Genomic DNA, 16,616 nt, shown 5'->3' with positions numbered 1-16,616 from the left:
ACGCACCCCTGTTCGCCCCGCCCCCTCATCCCGGCAACTGCCCCCGCAGCGCCTCGAACGCCTCATGGAACCCCGGGAACGTCTTCCGCACACACCCCGGGTCGTCGAACGACATCCCCGGCGCCCGCAGCCCGGCGACCGCGAAGGACATGACGATGCGGTGGTCGCCGTAGGACTTGATCTCCGTGCCCGCGAGACCCGAAGCCCCAGCCTCAGTTCCCGTCCCCGGCCGGATCTCGATCCAGTCGGGCCCCGTCTCCACCCCCACCCCCAACCGCCGGAGGTTCTCCGCACAGGCCTCCAACCGGTCGCACTCCTTCACCCGCGTGTTCCCGACGTCCTCGATACGCACCGGCCCGGAGGCGAAGGGGGCGATCGCCGCCAGCGTCGGCATGGTGTCCGAGATGTCCCGCATGTTGACGGTGAGGCCGCGCAGTTGGCCCGTCCCCCGCACCCGGGTGCCCCGCGCGTCCGTCTCCACCTCGGCGCCCATCCGCCGCAGGATGTCGACGAAGCCCAGGTCGCCCTGGAGCGCGCCCGTGCCGAGGCCCGGAACCGTGACCTCGCCGCCCGTCAGCGCCGCCGCCGCGAAGAAGTAGCTCGCGGTGGACGCGTCCGGTTCGATCCCGTAGGTGGTGGCCCGGTAGCCCCCTGGAGGGACGACGTAGACGGAGCCCTCCGTGCGGACCTCCGCCCCGAACTCCCGCATCATCGCGATCGTGATCTCGACGTACGGCGCGGAGACCAGGTCGGTGACCCTGACACGGAGACCTTTCCTGGTCAGGGGGCCGAGCAGGAGCAGGGCGGTCAGGTACTGGGAGGACTGGCCGGCGTCGAGCACCACCTCGCCGCCCTCCACGCCCGCCGCCTCGATGCGCAACGGGTGGTGGCCCTCGGCCTCCTCGTGCCGCAGGTCGACGCCCAGGTCGCGCAGCGCCTGGGTCAGCGGAAGGAGCGGGCGGCGCTGCATCTGCGGGGACGCGTCGAAGCGGAAGCTGCCGTGGCCGGCCGCCGCGAGGGTGGGCAGGAAGCGGGCGGTCGTCGCGCCGTCCCGGCAGTACACGTCCGCCTCGGCGACCGCCGGGCCGTCCGGGCGGCCGTCGATCTGCCAGGCGTCCGGGGTCCGGCCCACGCGGTAGCCGAGCCGGGTCAGGCCCTCGGCGAAACCCTCGGTGTCGTCCGAGCGGAGCGGGCGCCGGAGGGTGGTCACCCCGTCGGCGGCCGCGGCCAGGAACAGCGCGCGGGCGGTGATGGACTTGGAACCGGGGATGTCGACTACGGGCATGCCCTCATGATCGGGCGGCGGCCGTCCGCCCCGCCGGGACGTCCACGGGATGGACCGCCGCCGTTCGCCCGCCCGTTCCTGTGCGTGACCGCATCCGTCCCGTTGTGCACGGGTTCACCAACTTCCGGGAATCGGGGCGAACCGGGGAACCCGGACCGCTTCCGCTTCGTCCAAGACGCATGCTGCCGGACGAGTCTCCGCGGTACGGCGTCGGCCTCGCTGCTGGCTGCGAACGCTGACCAACCCTCTCCTCCGTACCGCGGCCGACAGCAAGCCGTCATCGGCGCGCCCCCCTCCAACTGCGCCGATGGCGGCCCCTCGGCCGATTTGCTGCGCGCTCCCTTGACTGGCGGAAACTTCCCGGATATTCGTGAAATCTTGGAAGTTTCCTTCAACGGATCACCTCCGGAAGGAGCGCACGTGCCCTCCAGACGTACCGTTCTCGCCGCGACCATGGGCGTCACCGCGTCCCTCGCGATCGGCGGCACCGCCCACGCCGACGACACGCGACTCCGCTCGCTGATCTCCCGCATGACGCTGCCCGAGAAGGTCGGCCAGCTGTTCGTGATGCGGGTCTACGGCCACTCCGCCACCGCCCCCGACCAGGCCGACATCGACGCCAACCTGAGCGAGATCGGCGTCCGCACGGCCGCCGAGCTGATCGCCAAGTACCGCGTCGGCGGCATCATCTACTTCACCTGGGCGCACAACACCCGCGACCCGCACCAGATCGCCGACCTCTCGAACGGCATCCAGAAGGCGTCCCTGAGCCAACCCCGAGGGCTGCCCGTGCTGGTCGCCACCGACCAGGAACACGGCATCGTCTGCCGTATCGGCGCCCCCGCGACCCTCTTCCCGGGCGCGATGGCGATCGGCGCCGGCGGCTCCCGCGACGACGCCCGCACCCTGGGCCGGATCTCCGGGGCCGAGCTGCGCGCGATGGGCGTCAACCAGGACTACTCCCCCGACGCCGACGTGAACGTCAACCCGGCCAACCCGGTCATCGGCGTGCGGTCCTTCGGCGCCGACCCGGACGCGGTGGCCGGCCTCGTCGCCGCCGAGGTGAAGGGGTACCAGAGCAGCCAAGTCGCCGCTACCGCCAAGCACTTCCCGGGGCACGGGGACACCGCCGTGGACAGCCACTTCGGGTTCCCCGTCATCACGCACAGCCGCGAGGTGTGGGAGGCGCTCGACGCCGTGCCCTTCCGGGCGGCCGTGAAGGCGGGCATCGACTCGATCATGACCGCCCACATCATGGTCCCGGCGCTCGACGACTCCGGCGACCCGGCCACCCTCTCCCACCCGATCCTCACCGGCATCCTGCGCGGCGAACTCGGCTACGACGGCGTCGTGATCACCGACTCGCTGGGCATGGAGGGGGTACGGCAGAAGTACGGGGACGACAGGGTGCCGGTGCTCGCCCTCAAGGCCGGGGTGGACCAGCTCCTCAACCCGCCGTCCCTTGACGTGGCCTGGAACGCGGTCCTGAAGGCGGTGCAGGGCGGGGAGTTGACGGAGGCGCGGCTCGACGAGTCGATCCTGCGGGTGCTGCGGCTGAAGGCCAGGCTGGGCCTGTTCAAGGACGCCTACGTCAGCCGGGCGGGCGTGAGCCGCACGGTCGGGACCCGGTCCCATCTCGCCGCCGCCGACCGCATCGCCGAGCGGACCACCACCCTGCTGGTCAACGAGGAGGGGCTGCTGCCGCTGTCCCGTCGTACGCACGGGAAGGTCCTGGTGGTCGGCGCCGATCCGGCCTCCCCCTCCGGTACCACGGGTCCCCCCACCGGTGTGCTCGCGGCGGCCCTCGGCGAGCTGGGGTTCACGGCGACCGCCCGGTCGACCGGTACCGATCCCTCCGCCGCGACCGTCTCGGCGGCCGTCGCCGCGGCGCGCGAGGCGGATGCGGTGGTGGTGGCGACGTACAACGTCACGGCGGGCAGTTCGCAGCGGACGCTCGTCGAGCAACTCGTCGCCACCGGGCGGCCGGTCGTGGCCGTCGCCGTCCGCAACCCCTACGATGTCGCCCAACTGCCCTCAGTGTCCGCCTACTTGGCGTCCTACTCCTGGACCGACGTCGAACTCCGGGCGGCGGCACGGGTGATCGCGGGCCGGGTCCGGCCGCGCGGGAAGCTCCCGGTGGCGGTGCAGCGCGCGGACGATCCGGCGCAGGTGCTGTATCCCGTGGGGCACGGGCTGTCGTACTAGGGGTACGTTCCCCACCCGCCCCACCCCCGGCAAGCGGCCCAAAGCCCCCCGCACGTCTGGCGTGCGCCCGCTGTCGCGGGTCACGCTGGGCGGGGCAGCCGGGGGGATCGATGCGTGAGAGATGGTGCGTGGGGGTGGGGTGCGCGGTCCTGCTCGCCGCCCTGGTGAGCGGCTGTACGTCCGCGCACGGCTCCGACGCCGGGGACAGCCGGCTCGACCCGAAGACCTCCGCCGCGCCCGTGGTCACCCAACCCTCCGCCTACGGCGCGGAGTTCCTGGCCGTCGACGAGTGCAGCTCCTTCGGCACGACGAGTTTCACCGAGGTGCCGTGCACCAGCGAGCGGGCCGCCGCGCGGGTCGTCGCCCGCCACGACGGCGAGGTGAGCGGCGGTCCCCTCTGCCCGGCGACCACCGACTTCGTGCTGCACATCAGCGCCCAGGGCCCCTCGGGCGCGGGCGGCGACGGGGTCATCCCCAAGGGCTACGCCTGCATGCGGAACCTGGAGCCGCCGCACCCCGGCGACCCGGGCGGCGGGGGCGGGCCCCGCACGATCGTCGGCGACTGCGTCTACGGCTCGGGCAGCGGGCAGGTCCGGGAGACGGCGTGCGACGGCTCGGGCACGAAGAAGCCGCAGTACAGGGTGGTCGAAGCCGTGCCCCGGCGCGCGAGTTGCCCCGCGTCGACCGCCCTGTACGTCCAGCTCGGCGGCGGGCGACCCGTGGGCTGCGCCCGGCCGGTGTAGTCGGCTGACCGTCAATGGCCGGGCGCAGCAGGGGTGTTGGTTACGGCCGGAGCGTCGGTTCGCGCTGCACGTCCTGCCGGTCGAGCTTCGCGTCGTACGGCGCGAGGGGCTTCGCCTGTGCGGTGGTGGGGGCCGGGACGCCGGCCCAGGCCAGGATGCGGGCGGTGGCCAGCGCCTTCTGGTCGGCGCTCAGGCCGGCGACGTTCGCGCCGTGGTTGAGGCCGGGCGCGGTGAAGACGTAGGAGTCCTTCGCGCCCTTGCCGACGGCGAAGCGCTCGGCGCCCCACGGGTCGTTCTGGCCGTAGACGAAGAGCATGTGGTCGGCATGGTGGCGGACCCAGCTGTCCACGTCCCGCATCGCGCCCGGCCGGAACCTCATCGGGATGGAGCGGGGGACGAAGTTGCGGGGCGGCTGGTAGCCGTAGCGGAGGTACTTCTTCTCGATGTACGGGAAGTGGATGGTGGGGGCGCCGAGTTGGGTGCCCGCCTGGTAGTAGTACGGGGTGTACGGGGCCAGGCCCTGGTCGGTGTAGAAGGAGAAGCCGGAGATCGTGTCGACCGAGGTCCAGATCTCGTCGTCGGTGGCGGTCGCCGCGTTCGCCGGGACGGTGTCGCAGTCGGAGAGCAGGCTGTACTGCCAGAAGCCCCAGACGTAGTCGAGGACGACGGCCTCGAACGCCTTGTCGAGGCTGCCGACGGTGGTGAAGGTGTAGCCGTTGTCGGCCGCGTACGCCGCGTACTTCTTCTCCAGCGGGCCCCTGCGCACCAGCGCCTCGCGCTGTACGGCGTCCAGGCGGTCGCGGCACTCCTTGGTGCCGACCTTGGTGAAGAAGCGGTCGTAGGCCGAGTCCTCGTCGTTCACCACGTCGTTGGGGGCGACGTAGGCGACGACACCGTCCATGTCACGCGGGTAGAACCGCTCGAAGTAGGTGGCCGTCATGCCGCCCTTGGAGCCGCCGGTGGCGATCCAGTTCTTGGTGTAGATCGGCTTGAGGGCCTTGAAGACGCGGTGCTGGTCGCTGGCCGCCTGCCAGATGTCGAGCTTGGACCAGTCGGCCGGCTCGGGGCGGGACGGGGTGAAGTAGCGGTATTCCAGGGAGACTTGGTTGGCGTCCGCGATGCGGGTCGGTTCGCTGCGGCTGGGTGTCGTGGAGACGTTGTAGCCGCCGGTGTAGAAGACCGTCGGGCGCGAGACGTCCTTGTGCAGCACGGTGATCCGCTGCTGGAACGTGCCCTTGGAGGGGTGCCGGTGGTCGACCGGCTGGGTGTAGTTCAGGACGAAGTAGCGGTAGCCGGTGTACGGCTTCTCCTCGACCAGGCTCATGCCGGGTATCGCCAGCAACTGGTCCTTGATGTCCGTGACGTGGGCGGTTCGGCCGGCCTGGGCGGCGGTGGCCGCTCCGGCCGTGCTCAGCGTGCCTATGAGCACGGTGAGCGCGAGCAGCCATCTGAGCGCCTTGCGCATGCATACTCCCCTGTGAGGCAGTTGTGAACGGGAAGCTAGCGGAGCAACTCCCGTCACACCAGAGGAGGTTGTGCGGCCGGGGCGCCGGCCTGCGGTTCAGCACATCCAGCCGGAGCTGACCGAGCCGCCGCCGACCGAGCCCTTCACCAGGACGCACCGGTGGCCGGCGTGCACGGTGACGGGTCCGGCCCGGCGCGTGTACCGGCCGCGGTCGACGACCGGGCGGTTGCCGCGCGCCTGCACGCTGACCGACATCGTGCGCCTGGCGCCGGCCTTCTTCGGGACGGTGTAGGCGCAGACGTAGTCCCCCCGGCGGAAGACATGGACGGTGCCGGTGGAGAAGGGCAGCGTCTCCACCTCGTGCCCGGGGCAGATCACCGCCGCCTGGGCGGTGCCGGGGGCGGCGAGCGCGAGCAGTCCGGACGTGGTGAGCACGGCCGTGCCGAGCGCCACCCGCCGTCGTAGCGCACCCATGTCCACAGTCATCCCTCCCGCACAGCAGCCGGACAGCGTACTGATGTACGGACGCAAGACGTACGTCGCATGGTTGCGCGGGGCTCAGCCGGCCGCGACCGGCTCCTCCGTCTCGGGTGCCCCGACGAAGGTGCGCCACAGTTCGGCGTAGTACCCGTCGAGCGCGAGCAGCTCGTCGTGGGTGCCGTCCTCGACGACCCGGCCGTGGTCCATCACCACGACCCGGTCCGCGCGGGCCGCGGTCGTCAGGCGGTGGGCGACGACGAGGGTGGTACGGCGGCCCGCGAGGCGGTCGGTGGCCTGGTTGACCTGGGCTTCCGTGGCCAGGTCCAGGGCCGCCGTGGCCTCGTCGAGGAGGAGGATGTCGGGGTCGACGAGTTCCGCCCGGGCCAGGGCGATCAGCTGGCGCTGGCCCGCCGAGAGGTTGCGGCCGCGCTCGGCGACCTCGTGGAGGTAGCCGCCCTCGAGCGTCGCGATCATCTCGTGGGCGCCGACCGCGCGGGACGCGGCCTCCACCTCGGCGTCGGTGGCGTCGGGGCGGCCGTAGGCGATCGCGTCGCGGACGGTGCCCTGGAAGAGGTACGCCTCCTGGGGGACGACCCCGAGGTGGTGGCGGTACGACGTGATGTCCAGGGCGCGCAGGTCGGTGCCGTCGACGGTGACCCGGCCGCCGGTCGGGTCGTAGAAGCGGGCGACCAGTTTCACGAGCGTCGACTTGCCCGCGCCGGTCTCGCCGACGAAGGCGACCGTCTGGCCGGCCGGGATGCTCAACCGCACGCCCCCGATGGCCTCTTCGTCGTCGCCGTACGCGAAGTGCACGTCCTCGAAGGCGATGTCGCCCCGCAGGGAGAGGACTTCGAGGGGTTCGTCGGCGGCCCGGGTGGACGTCGGTTCCTGGAGCAGCTCCTGGATGCGGCCGAGGGAGACGGTGGCCTGCTGGTAGCCGTCGAAGACCTGGGAGAGCTGCTGGACCGGGGCGAAGAACAGGTCGATGTAGAGGAGGTAGGCGACCAGCGCGCCGGTCGTGAGGGTCGCGTCGTCCACCCTGCCCGCGCCCGCGATCAGCACGGAGGCCGCCGCCACCGACGACAGCAGCTGGACGAAGGGGAAGTAGATCGAGATCAGCCGCTGGCCCCGGGTGCGGGCCGCGCGGTAGCTGCTGCTGCGCTCGGCGAAGCGCCGGCTGCCGTCCTGCTCGCGCCGGAACGCCTGCACGATCCGCAGCCCCGACACCGACTCCTGGAGGTCGGCGTTGACCAACGACACGCGCTCACGGGCGAGTTCGTACGCCTTCACGCTCGCCCGGCGGAAGAAGAAGGTCGCGATGATCAGCGGCGGCAGGGTCGCGAACACGACCAGGGCGAGCTGGATGTCGATGACCAGCAGGGCGACCATGATGCCGAAGAAGGTGACGACCGAGACGAACGCCGTGACCAGGCCGGTCTGGAGGAAGGACGAGAGGGCGTCGACGTCCGTCGTCATCCTCGTCATGATCCGGCCGGTCAACTCCCGCTCGTAGTAGTCGAGTCCGAGGCGCTGGAGCTGGGCGAAGATCTTCAGGCGGAGCGTGTAGAGGACCCGTTCGCCGGTACGGCCCGTCATGCGGGTCTCGCCGCGCTGGGCCGCCCACTGCACAACCACGCCCAGCAGCGCCAGAAGCGACGCCGACCAGACCGCGCCGATCGCCATCTTGCTGACGCCCTGGTCGATGCCGTGCCGGATCATGATCGGCAGGAGCAGGCTCATGCCCGCGTCCACGGCGACCAGGCCGAGGCTGATCAGCAGCGGGGCACCGAACCCGCGCAGCAGCCGGCGCAGCCCGTACGAGTCCTCGGCCCGCACCGCGCGCGCCTCGTCGATGTCCGGGACGTCGGTCGCCGGGGGCAACGCGTCGACCTGCGCGAGGAGTTCGGGCGTCGCGGGCATCCCGGACAGCGCGGTGTCCTTGGGCTCGCGGTCCCCCGTCCACAGCCGGGGCGTGACCCCGCGCTCGGCGTCGAACTCAGCGTCCAGCTCGTCGCGTACGGAGGTGTCCTCGGCCGGTGCGGCCGCCTGGGCGTGGCCGGGCGAGACGCCGCCGAGTTCGTCGGGGTCGGTGAGGAGGCGGCGGTAGAGCGCCGAGCGCTGCTGGAGTTCGTCGTGCGTGCCGATGTCGGCGAGGCGGCCACCGTCGAGGACGGCGATGCGGTCGGCGAGGTTGAGGGTGGAGCGGCGGTGCGCGATCAGCAGGGTGGTGCGGCCCTCCATGACCTGCTTCAACGCCTCGTGGATCTCGTGTTCGACGCGGGCGTCCACCGCCGAGGTCGCGTCGTCCAGGACCAGCAGGCGCGGGTCGGTGAGGATCGCGCGGGCGAGGGCGACGCGCTGGCGCTGGCCGCCGGAGAGGGTGAGGCCCTGCTCGCCGACCGCCGTGTCGTAGCCCGCGGGGAGTTCCTGGATGAACCGGTCGGCCTGGGCGGCGCGGGCGGCGGTGAGGATCTCGTCCTCGGTCGCGTCGGGGCGGCCGTAGGCGATGTTGTTGCGGACCGTGTCGGAGAAGAGGAAGGAGTCCTCGGGGACCAGGCCGATCGCGGCGCGCAGGGAGTCGAGGGTGAGCTCGCGGACGTCGTGGCCGCCGATGAGGACGGCGCCGTGGGTGACGTCGTAGAAGCGCGGGAGGAGGAGCGAGACCGTGGACTTGCCGGAGCCGGAGGAGCCGACGACGGCGAGGGTCTCGCCGGGGCGGATCTCGAAGCTGAGGCCGTTGAGGACCGGGCGCTCGTGGTCGTAGCCGAAGGACACGTCGTCGAACTCGACCGTGGCCGGGGCGTCGGCGGGGAGTTCCTTGGTGCCGTCGGTCATCGACGGCTCGGTGTCGATCAGTTCGAGGACGCGTTCGGTGCCGGCGCGGGCCTGCTGGCCGACGGTGAGGACCACGGCGAGCATGCGGACCGGGCCGACGAGCTGGGCGAGGTAGGTGGAGAAGGCGACGAACGTGCCGAGCGTGATGTGCCCGCGCACCGCGAGCCAGCCGCCGAGCGCGAGCATCGCGACCTGGCCGAGGGCGGGGACGGCCTGGAGGGCGGGGGTGTAGCGGGCGTTCTGCCGGATCGTGCGGAGGCGGCCCGCGTAGAGGCGGCGGCCGACCTCGCGGAGCTTTCCGGTCTCCTGGTCCTCCTGGCCGAAGCCCTTCACCACGCGTACGCCGCTGACGGCCCCGTCGACGACTCCCGCGACGGCGGCGGCCTGGGCCTGCGCGTACCAGGTGGAGGGGTGCAGCTTGCTGCGGCTGCGCTTGGCGATGAAGCCGAGGGCCGGGGCGACGGCCAGGGCGATCAGGGTCAGCGGGATGGACAGCCAGGCCATGATCGCCAGCGAGAGCACGAACAGGAGGACGTTCCCGATGGTCATCGGGAGCATGAAGAGCAGGCCCTGGATCAGCTGGAGGTCGCTGGTGGCGCGGCCGACGACCTGGCCGGTGGACAGCTCGTCCTGACGGCGGCCGTCGAGGCGGGTGATCGTCCCGTACATCTCGGTGCGGAGGTCGTGCTGGACGTCCAGGGCGAGGCGTCCGCCGTAGTAGCGGCGGACGTAGGCGGAGACGTAGACGAGGAGCGCGGCGACGATCAGGGCGCCGGCCCAGGGGGCCATGGAGCGGGTGTGGCCGGTGATCACGTCGTCGATGATCACCTTGGTGACCAGGGGGACGAGGGCCATGACCGCCATGCCCGCGAGGGAGGCGCCCAGGGCGAGGACGACGTCCTTGGGGTAGCGCCACGCGTATCCGGCGAGCCTTCGGGCCCAGCCTTGTGTCTCCCCCTGTTTCGCTGCCACGCGGTGCCTTCCGTTCGCCCCTGATCTGCTGGTCTTACGGAAGGCACCAACGCGGATTGAAGCGGATTTCATCCCTCCGCAACATTGCGCTTCGCGGGGGGTGCGTTTTCAGCCCCGCGCCTCTGAAGACCGGAAAGCGGGCGTTGTGCGGACCCGGAGGTAGTAGAAGCGGGTCGTCTGTACGGCGTTCTGGTTGTCGTCGCTGACCAGGAGCACCTTGTAGGCGCCCTTCTCCCTGCCCGTGATCACCATGCCCTCGATGTTGTCGAGGAGGGGGTTCGGCTGGGGCTGCTTCGCGGTCGCGCCGAGGGACGGGCAGTCGGCGATGTCGGCGAGCAGGGTCTTCTTGATCAGGCGGACCCCGGGCCGGCCGGTGAGGTGGTCGATGCCGCTGGTGTCCGTGGCGTGGCGCGGGTCGGCCAGGTAGAGGCGGACCGTGTTGCCGACGCCGCTGGTGAAGCCGCGCTCCAGGACGAGGAGCCGGCCGTCGGGCAGGGCCTGCACCTCGGGGACGCCGAGGAAGGAGGCGTCGGGCTTGTACGCGTACTGCGCGGCGAGCCTGAAGTGGTCGCCCTTGGTCCGGGTCCAGGTCTGGAAGCGGACGGCGCCCGAGGTGTCCCCGGCGATCGGGGCCTCCATCGACGCGAGGAGCGTGCGGCCGCCGGGCAGCAGGGTCAGGCCCTCGAAGGTGAGGTTCGAGGAGGCCCGCCCGGCCGGGGCGACCAGCAGCGAGGAGGGGACCGGGAGGCGGTCGAGGATCTTGCCGTCACGGGAGTAGCGGCGGATCGACGGTTCGGTCTCGGAGGTGATCAGCCGGGTGCCGTCGCGGTCGACGACCAGGCCCTCGGAGTCGAGGTCGGCGCCGTTCTCGTCGGCGAGGTGGACGACCCGCTTCGGCTGGAGCGTCTTCGCGTTCAGGTCGAACAGCGAGGAGCGGTCCTCCAGGGCGGCCAGCGAGCCGTCCCTGTCCAGCGCGAGCGCGGAGAAGTTGCCGACGAAGGTGCCGTCGTAGGTCGTCTTGTCGAGCGCGTCGGAGAAGCGGTCGATCGAGACGGACGACGAACAGGCGTTGCTGGTACGGGAGTTGGTGGTCCCGGTGCTGACGGCGGTCGCGGGCCCGGCGGCGGTGAGGCAGGTGGCCGCCGCCAGGCCGGCGGTCGCGGTCGCGAGTACGGTTCTCAGGCGCATGGGCGTCACCGTAGGTCGGACGGGTGACGCGCGGGAGACCGCGCAGTGAAGCGCTTCCCCGGAACGAGCCCTAGGCCAGGTCCTTGTGGATCGCCTTCGCGACACCCTGGATCGTGGTGATGCCGTAGCTCATCGTGCTGTTGTCCTGGGTGAGCACGGACATCATGTAGTCGTGGCCGCCGCCGCTGAAGGTGCCCAGGCTGTGGACGCGCCAGCCGTGCGTCGAGCGCTGCAGCCAGCCGTTCTTGACGTGCACGGTGACCTTCGAGGGGGCGCCGGACGGGGTGCCCCAGCGCTGCGACGAGATGACCTGGTTCATCAACTTCAGGATGTACGCGCGGGAGTTGTCGCTCAGCACCGAGTTCTTGGCGGTGACCAGCTTGAGCAGCTTCTGCTCGTCGGTCACGGTCTCCTGGGTCAGGCCCCAGTAGTTGTTCGCGCCGGGCTTGGTCTGGGTCATGCCGGCCGCGGACAGGAAGCCCTTGATCTTCGTCATGCCGAGCTGCTTCCACAGGGTGGAGGTCGCGTCGTTGTCCGACTTGGTGATCATGGCCTTGGTGAGCGTCGTCTCGCGGGACGTCAGCAGGCGGTTGTGCTTCTTCGCGTCCCACAGCAGCGTGGCGAGGACGGTGACCTTGACGGTGCTGGCCGAGTCGTAGGCGCTCGTCGCCCGCAGGGTGCAGGTGGTCTTGGTGGTCCGGTCGTAGAGGCCGACCGCGACGGTTCCCTTACGGGTCGCGAGCGCGGCGGTGATGTCCTTCTTCAACTTGGCGGCCAGCCCCGCCTTCGCGGACGTACAGCTGACCGTCGGGGTGGCCGCGGCGGCGGGCGTCGCGGTGGCCAGGACGGGTATGAGCATCCCGGCGCCCACGCCGACGGCCAGCACTCTGGCCCGGCGGGATGTCCAATAAGACTGAGTCATGCACGAGTTGACTCACAGGAAGGCATGAAAGGTTGTACGGGTTGGAGAACGGTTGTGCGACGTATTACCCCGCCCTGTGCGAATTCACAGGCAGCGGCCAGGTACGGCACAGCACCCTCCCACCCTGCTTTCGCACGATGCGTGGGTGACATCTGCCACCGATCCGCACCCCCCCACCGAACCCGCGTCCGCCGACTGGCCGCCGCCGGCGCCACCCGCCGACGCGCCGCCCGAGAAGGCGCCCCGCTGGTCGCTGCCCGTCCTGGTCGCGATCATGGTCCTGGCGGCCGTGCTGTACTCCTGGAACCTCTCCGGCTCCGGCCTGAACAGCTTCTACAGCAGCGCGATCTACAGCGGCACGCAGAACTGGAAGGCCTGGTTCTTCGGCTCGCTGGACGCCGGCAACTTCCTCACGGTCGACAAGCCGCCCTTCTCCCTGATGGTGATGGGCCTGTCGTGCCGGATCCTCGGCTTCGGCACCTGGCAGATGATGCTGCCGGAGGTCGCCGCCGCGCTCGGCACGATCTGGATCCTGCACACCTCCGTGAAGCGGTACTTCGGCCATGCGGCCGCGGCGATCGCGGCGCTGGTCCTCGCCCTCACCCCCATCACGGTCGCCATCAACCGTGACAACAACCCCGACACGATCCTCGTCCTGCTGATGGTGGCGGGCGCCGCCCTCGGCCTGCGCGCCGTGCGCACCGAGCGGCTGCTGCCGCTGCTCGGCTCCGCGGTCTGCTTCGGCTTCGCGTTCAACACCAAGCTCCTCCAGGGCTACATCGCCCTGCCCGCCGTCTTCGCCGTGTACCTCTTCGCGTCGAAGCTCGGCTGGAAGCAGAAGGTCGTCCAACTCGCCCTGGCCACGGTCGCGTTGGCGGTCTCCAGCTTCTGGTGGGCCACGGTCGTCTCCCTCGTCCCGGCCGCGGACCGCCCGTACATCGGCGGCTCGACGGACGGCACCGCCTGGGACCTGATCATGGGCTACGACGGCTTCGGCCGCGTGTTCGGCGGCGAGGGCAACGGCGGCGGGGGCGGGGGTGGCGGCGGCACGTTCGCCGGCACCGCGGGCATCGGCCGTATGTTCAACGACGTCCTCGGCGGCCAGATCTCCTGGCTGCTCCCCTTCTCGGCCATCGCCCTGATCGCCGGCCTGGTCCTGGTCGGCCGCGCCCCGCGCACCGACCCGACGCGCGCCGCGCTGGTCCTGTGGGGCGGCTGGACCCTGCTGCACTACGTCACCTTCAGCATGGCCCAGGGCACGATGCACCCGTATTACACGACCGCGCTCGCCCCGGGCATCGCGGCCCTGTGCGGTGGCGGCGGCGTCATGCTGTGGCGCGCCTTCCGCGGCGGTGACGCCCGCTGGTCGTGGGTCCTCCCGGCCGGCCTCGCGGTCACCGGGATCTGGGCGATCGTGGTGCTGCGCCGGGCCTCCGGCTGGAACACCTGGCTGTGGCCGACGATCGGCGTGCTGATGGTCCTCGCGATCGTGGGCCTGTTCGTCTTCCGCTCCGGCAACCGGACCCGCCTCCTGACGGCGTCCGTCGCGGCGGCGGTCATCGCGGCGCTCGCCGGTCCGACGGCGTACGCCGTGACCCCGGCCGCGTCCAGCGGTACGGGCGGCGGCATGGGCGGTACGAACCCGACGGCGGGTCCGTCGACCGGCGGCGGCATGGGCGGCCCCGGTGGGGGCGGCGGCCGTGGCGGCTTCGGCGGCGGGATGCGCGGCGGCGAGGGCGGCCCCGGCGGCGGTACGGCTCCGGGCGGCACCGGCACGGGCGGCGGCACCGGCAGCGGCCGGGCGAGCGGCGAGATGCCGGGCGGCGGCGAGGCTCCCGGCGGGATGACCCCGGGCGGCGGCGGTACCGGCGAGGTGCCGCAGGGCGGCCAACAGGGCGGTACCGGCGGGGAGTTGCCCGGTGGCGGTACGGCTCCTGGCGGCACGGGCGGCGAGAACGGTACGGCCCCGGGCGGCACCGGCGGTACGCGCGGCGGCTTCGGCGGCGGTGGCGGCATGGGCGGCACCACGTCCAGCGCGCTCGTCTCGTACCTGGAGAAGCACCAGGACGGCGCCAAGTGGCTGCTCGCGGTCTCCAATTCGCAGAGCGCGGGCCAGCTGATCCTCAGCACCCACAAGCCCGTCATCTCCATGTGGGGCTTCACCGGCTCCGACAAGGCGATGACCCTCGCCAAGCTCAAGGAACTGGTGAAGAAGGGCGAGCTGCACTACATCCAGCTCGGCGGCGGCGGGATGGGCGGCAACAGCGCCCTGAACACCGAGATCACCGCGTGGGTGAAGAAGAACGCGACGGCCGTGAAGGAGAGCGCGTACGACAAGAGCGCCTCCACGGAGGGGAGTTCGGGCTCGACGGGCTCGTCGTCCTCCACCACGACCACCACGTCGACGATCTACCGGCTGGACCCGTCGGACGTGAAGTGACGGCACCGACGTAGCCGAACGGCCGACTGCCCCCGACCACAAGGCCGGGGGCAGTTCCGGTGTGCCACCCCACGTTGTCGCGCTGTCAACTCGCGTAGACACAGGGCAGATTGTCGCTTCAGGTCACCGGATCGACACGTCCCGTTTATTTACTGGACCGCATGAACATGTCACGCTCCCGTTTGCCGCCCCATTCAACCCGCGTAGATGGGACACTCTTTATGCTTGGGACACGGATCCACCGCTGGAAATCGGTGGCGCTGACGACCGCCGCCGTCCTGGTCGGCTTCGCCGCGCCGACCCTGACCGCGACCCCGGCGTCGGCCACGACGACCGCGTACGACTCGACGTACTACAAGAACGCGGTCGGCAAGACGGGCACGGCCCTGAAGTCCTCGCTGCACACGATCATCAGCACCAACGTCACGAAGATCTCGTACGCGGCGGTCTGGAACGCGCTCATGGCCACCGACCAGGACCCGAACAACAGCAACAACGTGATCCTGCTGTACAGCGGTGTCTCCCGCGCCAAGTCCCTCAACGGCGGCGACGTCGGCGACTGGAACCGCGAGCACACCTGGGCCAAGTCCCACGGCGACTTCGGCGAGGTGACCGGTCCCGGCACCGATCTGCACCACCTGCGTCCCGCGGACGTCCAGGTCAACAGCATCCGCGGCAACCTGGACTTCGACAACGGCGGCAGCGCGGTCACCAACGGCGGCGGCAGCACCGTCGACTCCGACTCCTTCGCACCGCGCGCGGCGGACCGGGGCGACGTGGCCCGCATGATCCTCTACATGGCCGTGCGCTACGACGGCGGCGACGGCTTCGCCGACCTGGAGCCCAACGAGAAGGTCAACAACGGCAGCAACCCCTACATGGGCAAGCTCTCCGTCCTCAAGGCCTGGAGCGCGGCGGACCCGCCCAGCGCCTTCGAGGAGAAGCGCAACCAGGTCATCTACGACACCTACCAGCACAACCGCAACCCGTTCATCGACCACCCGGAGTGGGTCGAGGCGATCTGGTAGGAAGCGACTGCCCGGCCTGAACTCCCTCTGCTTCAGGGGGAGTTCAGTCGCTCCTGCGCTTGCCCCCGACGCGGCGGCCGTCTCCCACCCCGTGTCCGTCCATGGCGGGAAGTCCGTCAGCGCGCGGCACCGGCACCGGCGAGCGTTCGGCCGTTCGGTGGAAACCGGGGGCCTGTCGGTGCTCGTGCACGGACGGCGGCGGCGGGCGGGACGGCATCGTGGCTCCCGTCCCGGCCCACCCCCGTCCAGGAGGACTTCATGCTCGGCACCGACTTCGTCACCGGATCGCCCAACTGGCTCGACCTCGGCAGCCCCGACACCGACGCCGCCGCCGCGTTCTACGGCGCCGTCCTCGGCTGGCAGTTCGTCTCGGCCGGTCCCGACACCGGCGGCTACGGCTTCTTCCAGGTGGACGGGAAGACCGTCGCCGCCCTCGGCCCGCTCACCGAGGAAGGGGCCAAATCGGCCTGGATGATCCACTTCAGGACCGACGACATCACGGCCACCGTCCAGGCGGTCACGGCAGGCGGCGGGACCGTCCGCATGGAGCCCATGGACGTCATGGGCGAGGGCATGCTGGCCCAGGCCACCGACCCGCAGGGCGCCCAGTTCGCGCTGTGGCAGCCCGGCAGGACCGCGGGCCTGGAACTCACCTCCGCCCCCAACACCCTGCTCTGGGCGGAGCTGCACGCCCCCGACCCGGAGGCGGACATCGCCTTCTACCAGGGCCTGTTCGGCTGGCGCACCCAGGACATGCCGGCGCCCGGCATGACATACCGGGTACTGAGCACCAGCGAGGGCGACCAGCAGGACGCGTCCTTCGGCGGAGCAGCGCCCCTGAACGACGGCGAGGGCGAACTCCCGCGCTGGGTACCGTACTTCCACGCGACGGACACGGACGCCACGGTCGCGACGGCCCAGTCCAACGGCGGCTCCGTCCTCATGCCGGCGACGGACGTACCGGAGGTCGGCCGCATGGCGTGGCTCGGGGACCCGTTCGGAGCGGTGTTCGCACTGCTGACGCCGGATCCGCGGATGTGAGAGCGGGTGCGC

General features: G+C 71.2%; 11 protein-coding genes. 5 read left to right on the top strand and 6 right to left on the bottom strand.

Annotated elements, in window-relative coordinates; genetic code table 11:
* Window positions 1-25 precede the first annotated feature (25 nt).
* Window positions 26-1,285, bottom strand: coding sequence for a 3-phosphoshikimate 1-carboxyvinyltransferase (gene aroA, locus OHT77_RS28655; RefSeq protein WP_328831299.1), 1,260 nt, complete (start codon window positions 1,283-1,285; stop codon window positions 26-28).
* Window positions 1,286-1,705: 420 nt separating this feature from the next.
* On the opposite strand from aroA, the gene OHT77_RS28650 reads away from it, so the two are divergent.
* On the top strand, window positions 1,706-3,490 hold the full coding sequence (locus OHT77_RS28650; protein WP_328831298.1) for a glycoside hydrolase family 3 protein: 1,785 nt from the start codon (window positions 1,706-1,708) through the stop codon (window positions 3,488-3,490).
* 110 nt (window positions 3,491-3,600) lie between these two features.
* The gene (locus OHT77_RS28645) at window positions 3,601-4,233 is read left to right on the top strand and encodes a hypothetical protein (protein ID WP_328831297.1); all 633 of its coding nucleotides are present in this window, start codon (window positions 3,601-3,603) and stop codon (window positions 4,231-4,233) included.
* A gap of 40 nt (window positions 4,234-4,273) precedes the next feature.
* On the opposite strand, the gene OHT77_RS28640 is transcribed toward OHT77_RS28645, so the two are convergent.
* The 5 genes from OHT77_RS28640 to OHT77_RS28620 form a co-directional block, all read right to left on the bottom strand.
* Entirely contained in the window at window positions 4,274-5,698 is a 1,425-nt protein-coding gene (locus tag OHT77_RS28640; RefSeq protein ID WP_328831296.1) for a S28 family serine protease, read from the bottom strand.
* Window positions 5,699-5,794: 96 nt separating this feature from the next.
* Window positions 5,795-6,184, bottom strand: coding sequence for a hypothetical protein (locus OHT77_RS28635; protein WP_402035840.1), 390 nt, complete (start codon window positions 6,182-6,184; stop codon window positions 5,795-5,797).
* A gap of 72 nt (window positions 6,185-6,256) precedes the next feature.
* Window positions 6,257-9,985 (bottom strand): ABC transporter ATP-binding protein, encoded by a 3,729-nt coding sequence (locus OHT77_RS28630; protein ID WP_328831295.1) that lies wholly within the window; start codon window positions 9,983-9,985, stop codon window positions 6,257-6,259.
* Window positions 9,986-10,093: 108 nt separating this feature from the next.
* Window positions 10,094-11,173: an esterase-like activity of phytase family protein gene (locus OHT77_RS28625; RefSeq protein WP_328831294.1), complete on the bottom strand. Its 1,080-nt coding sequence runs from the start codon at window positions 11,171-11,173 to the stop codon at window positions 10,094-10,096.
* Window positions 11,174-11,243: 70 nt separating this feature from the next.
* Window positions 11,244-12,032, bottom strand: coding sequence for a serine hydrolase (locus tag OHT77_RS28620; protein ID WP_266776419.1), 789 nt, complete (start codon window positions 12,030-12,032; stop codon window positions 11,244-11,246).
* 208 nt (window positions 12,033-12,240) lie between these two features.
* Here OHT77_RS28620 and OHT77_RS28615 point away from each other — a divergent pair, with 208 nt between their 5' ends.
* The 3 genes from OHT77_RS28615 (at window position 12,241) to OHT77_RS28605 (ending at window position 16,604) form a co-directional block, all read left to right on the top strand.
* Entirely contained in the window at window positions 12,241-14,535 is a 2,295-nt protein-coding gene (locus OHT77_RS28615; RefSeq protein ID WP_328831293.1) for an ArnT family glycosyltransferase, read from the top strand.
* Window positions 14,536-14,756: 221 nt separating this feature from the next.
* Complete coding sequence (locus tag OHT77_RS28610; protein WP_328831292.1) at window positions 14,757-15,563, top strand: endonuclease I family protein; 807 nt, start codon at window positions 14,757-14,759, stop codon at window positions 15,561-15,563.
* A 258-nt stretch (window positions 15,564-15,821) separates the two neighbouring features.
* Entirely contained in the window at window positions 15,822-16,604 is a 783-nt protein-coding gene (locus OHT77_RS28605; protein WP_328831290.1) for a VOC family protein, read from the top strand.
* The last annotated feature ends 12 nt before the right edge of the window (window positions 16,605-16,616 follow it).

The organism is Streptomyces sp. NBC_00252, assembly GCF_036187565.1.
GTDB lineage: Bacteria > Actinomycetota > Actinomycetes > Streptomycetales > Streptomycetaceae > Streptomyces.
Note: the sequence above shows the minus strand (reverse complement) of the source record. Positions and strands in the feature narration are given on the sequence as shown.

Excerpts from the sequence above, each read along its gene's own strand:
- aroA (WP_328831299.1), bottom strand. The coding sequence starts at position 1,285 with ATGCCCGTAGTCGACATCCCCGGTTCCAAGTCCATCACCGCCCGCGCG.
- OHT77_RS28645 (WP_328831297.1), top strand. The coding sequence starts at position 3,601 with ATGCGTGAGAGATGGTGCGTGGGGGTGGGGTGCGCGGTCCTGCTCGCC.
- OHT77_RS28640 (WP_328831296.1), bottom strand. The coding sequence starts at position 5,698 with ATGCGCAAGGCGCTCAGATGGCTGCTCGCGCTCACCGTGCTCATAGGC.
- OHT77_RS28635 (WP_402035840.1), bottom strand. The coding sequence starts at position 6,184 with ATGACTGTGGACATGGGTGCGCTACGACGGCGGGTGGCGCTCGGCACG.
- OHT77_RS28625 (WP_328831294.1), bottom strand. The coding sequence starts at position 11,173 with ATGCGCCTGAGAACCGTACTCGCGACCGCGACCGCCGGCCTGGCGGCG.
- OHT77_RS28620 (WP_266776419.1), bottom strand. The coding sequence starts at position 12,032 with ATGCTCATACCCGTCCTGGCCACCGCGACGCCCGCCGCCGCGGCCACC.
- OHT77_RS28610 (WP_328831292.1), top strand. The coding sequence starts at position 14,757 with ATGCTTGGGACACGGATCCACCGCTGGAAATCGGTGGCGCTGACGACC.
- OHT77_RS28605 (WP_328831290.1), top strand. The coding sequence starts at position 15,822 with ATGCTCGGCACCGACTTCGTCACCGGATCGCCCAACTGGCTCGACCTC.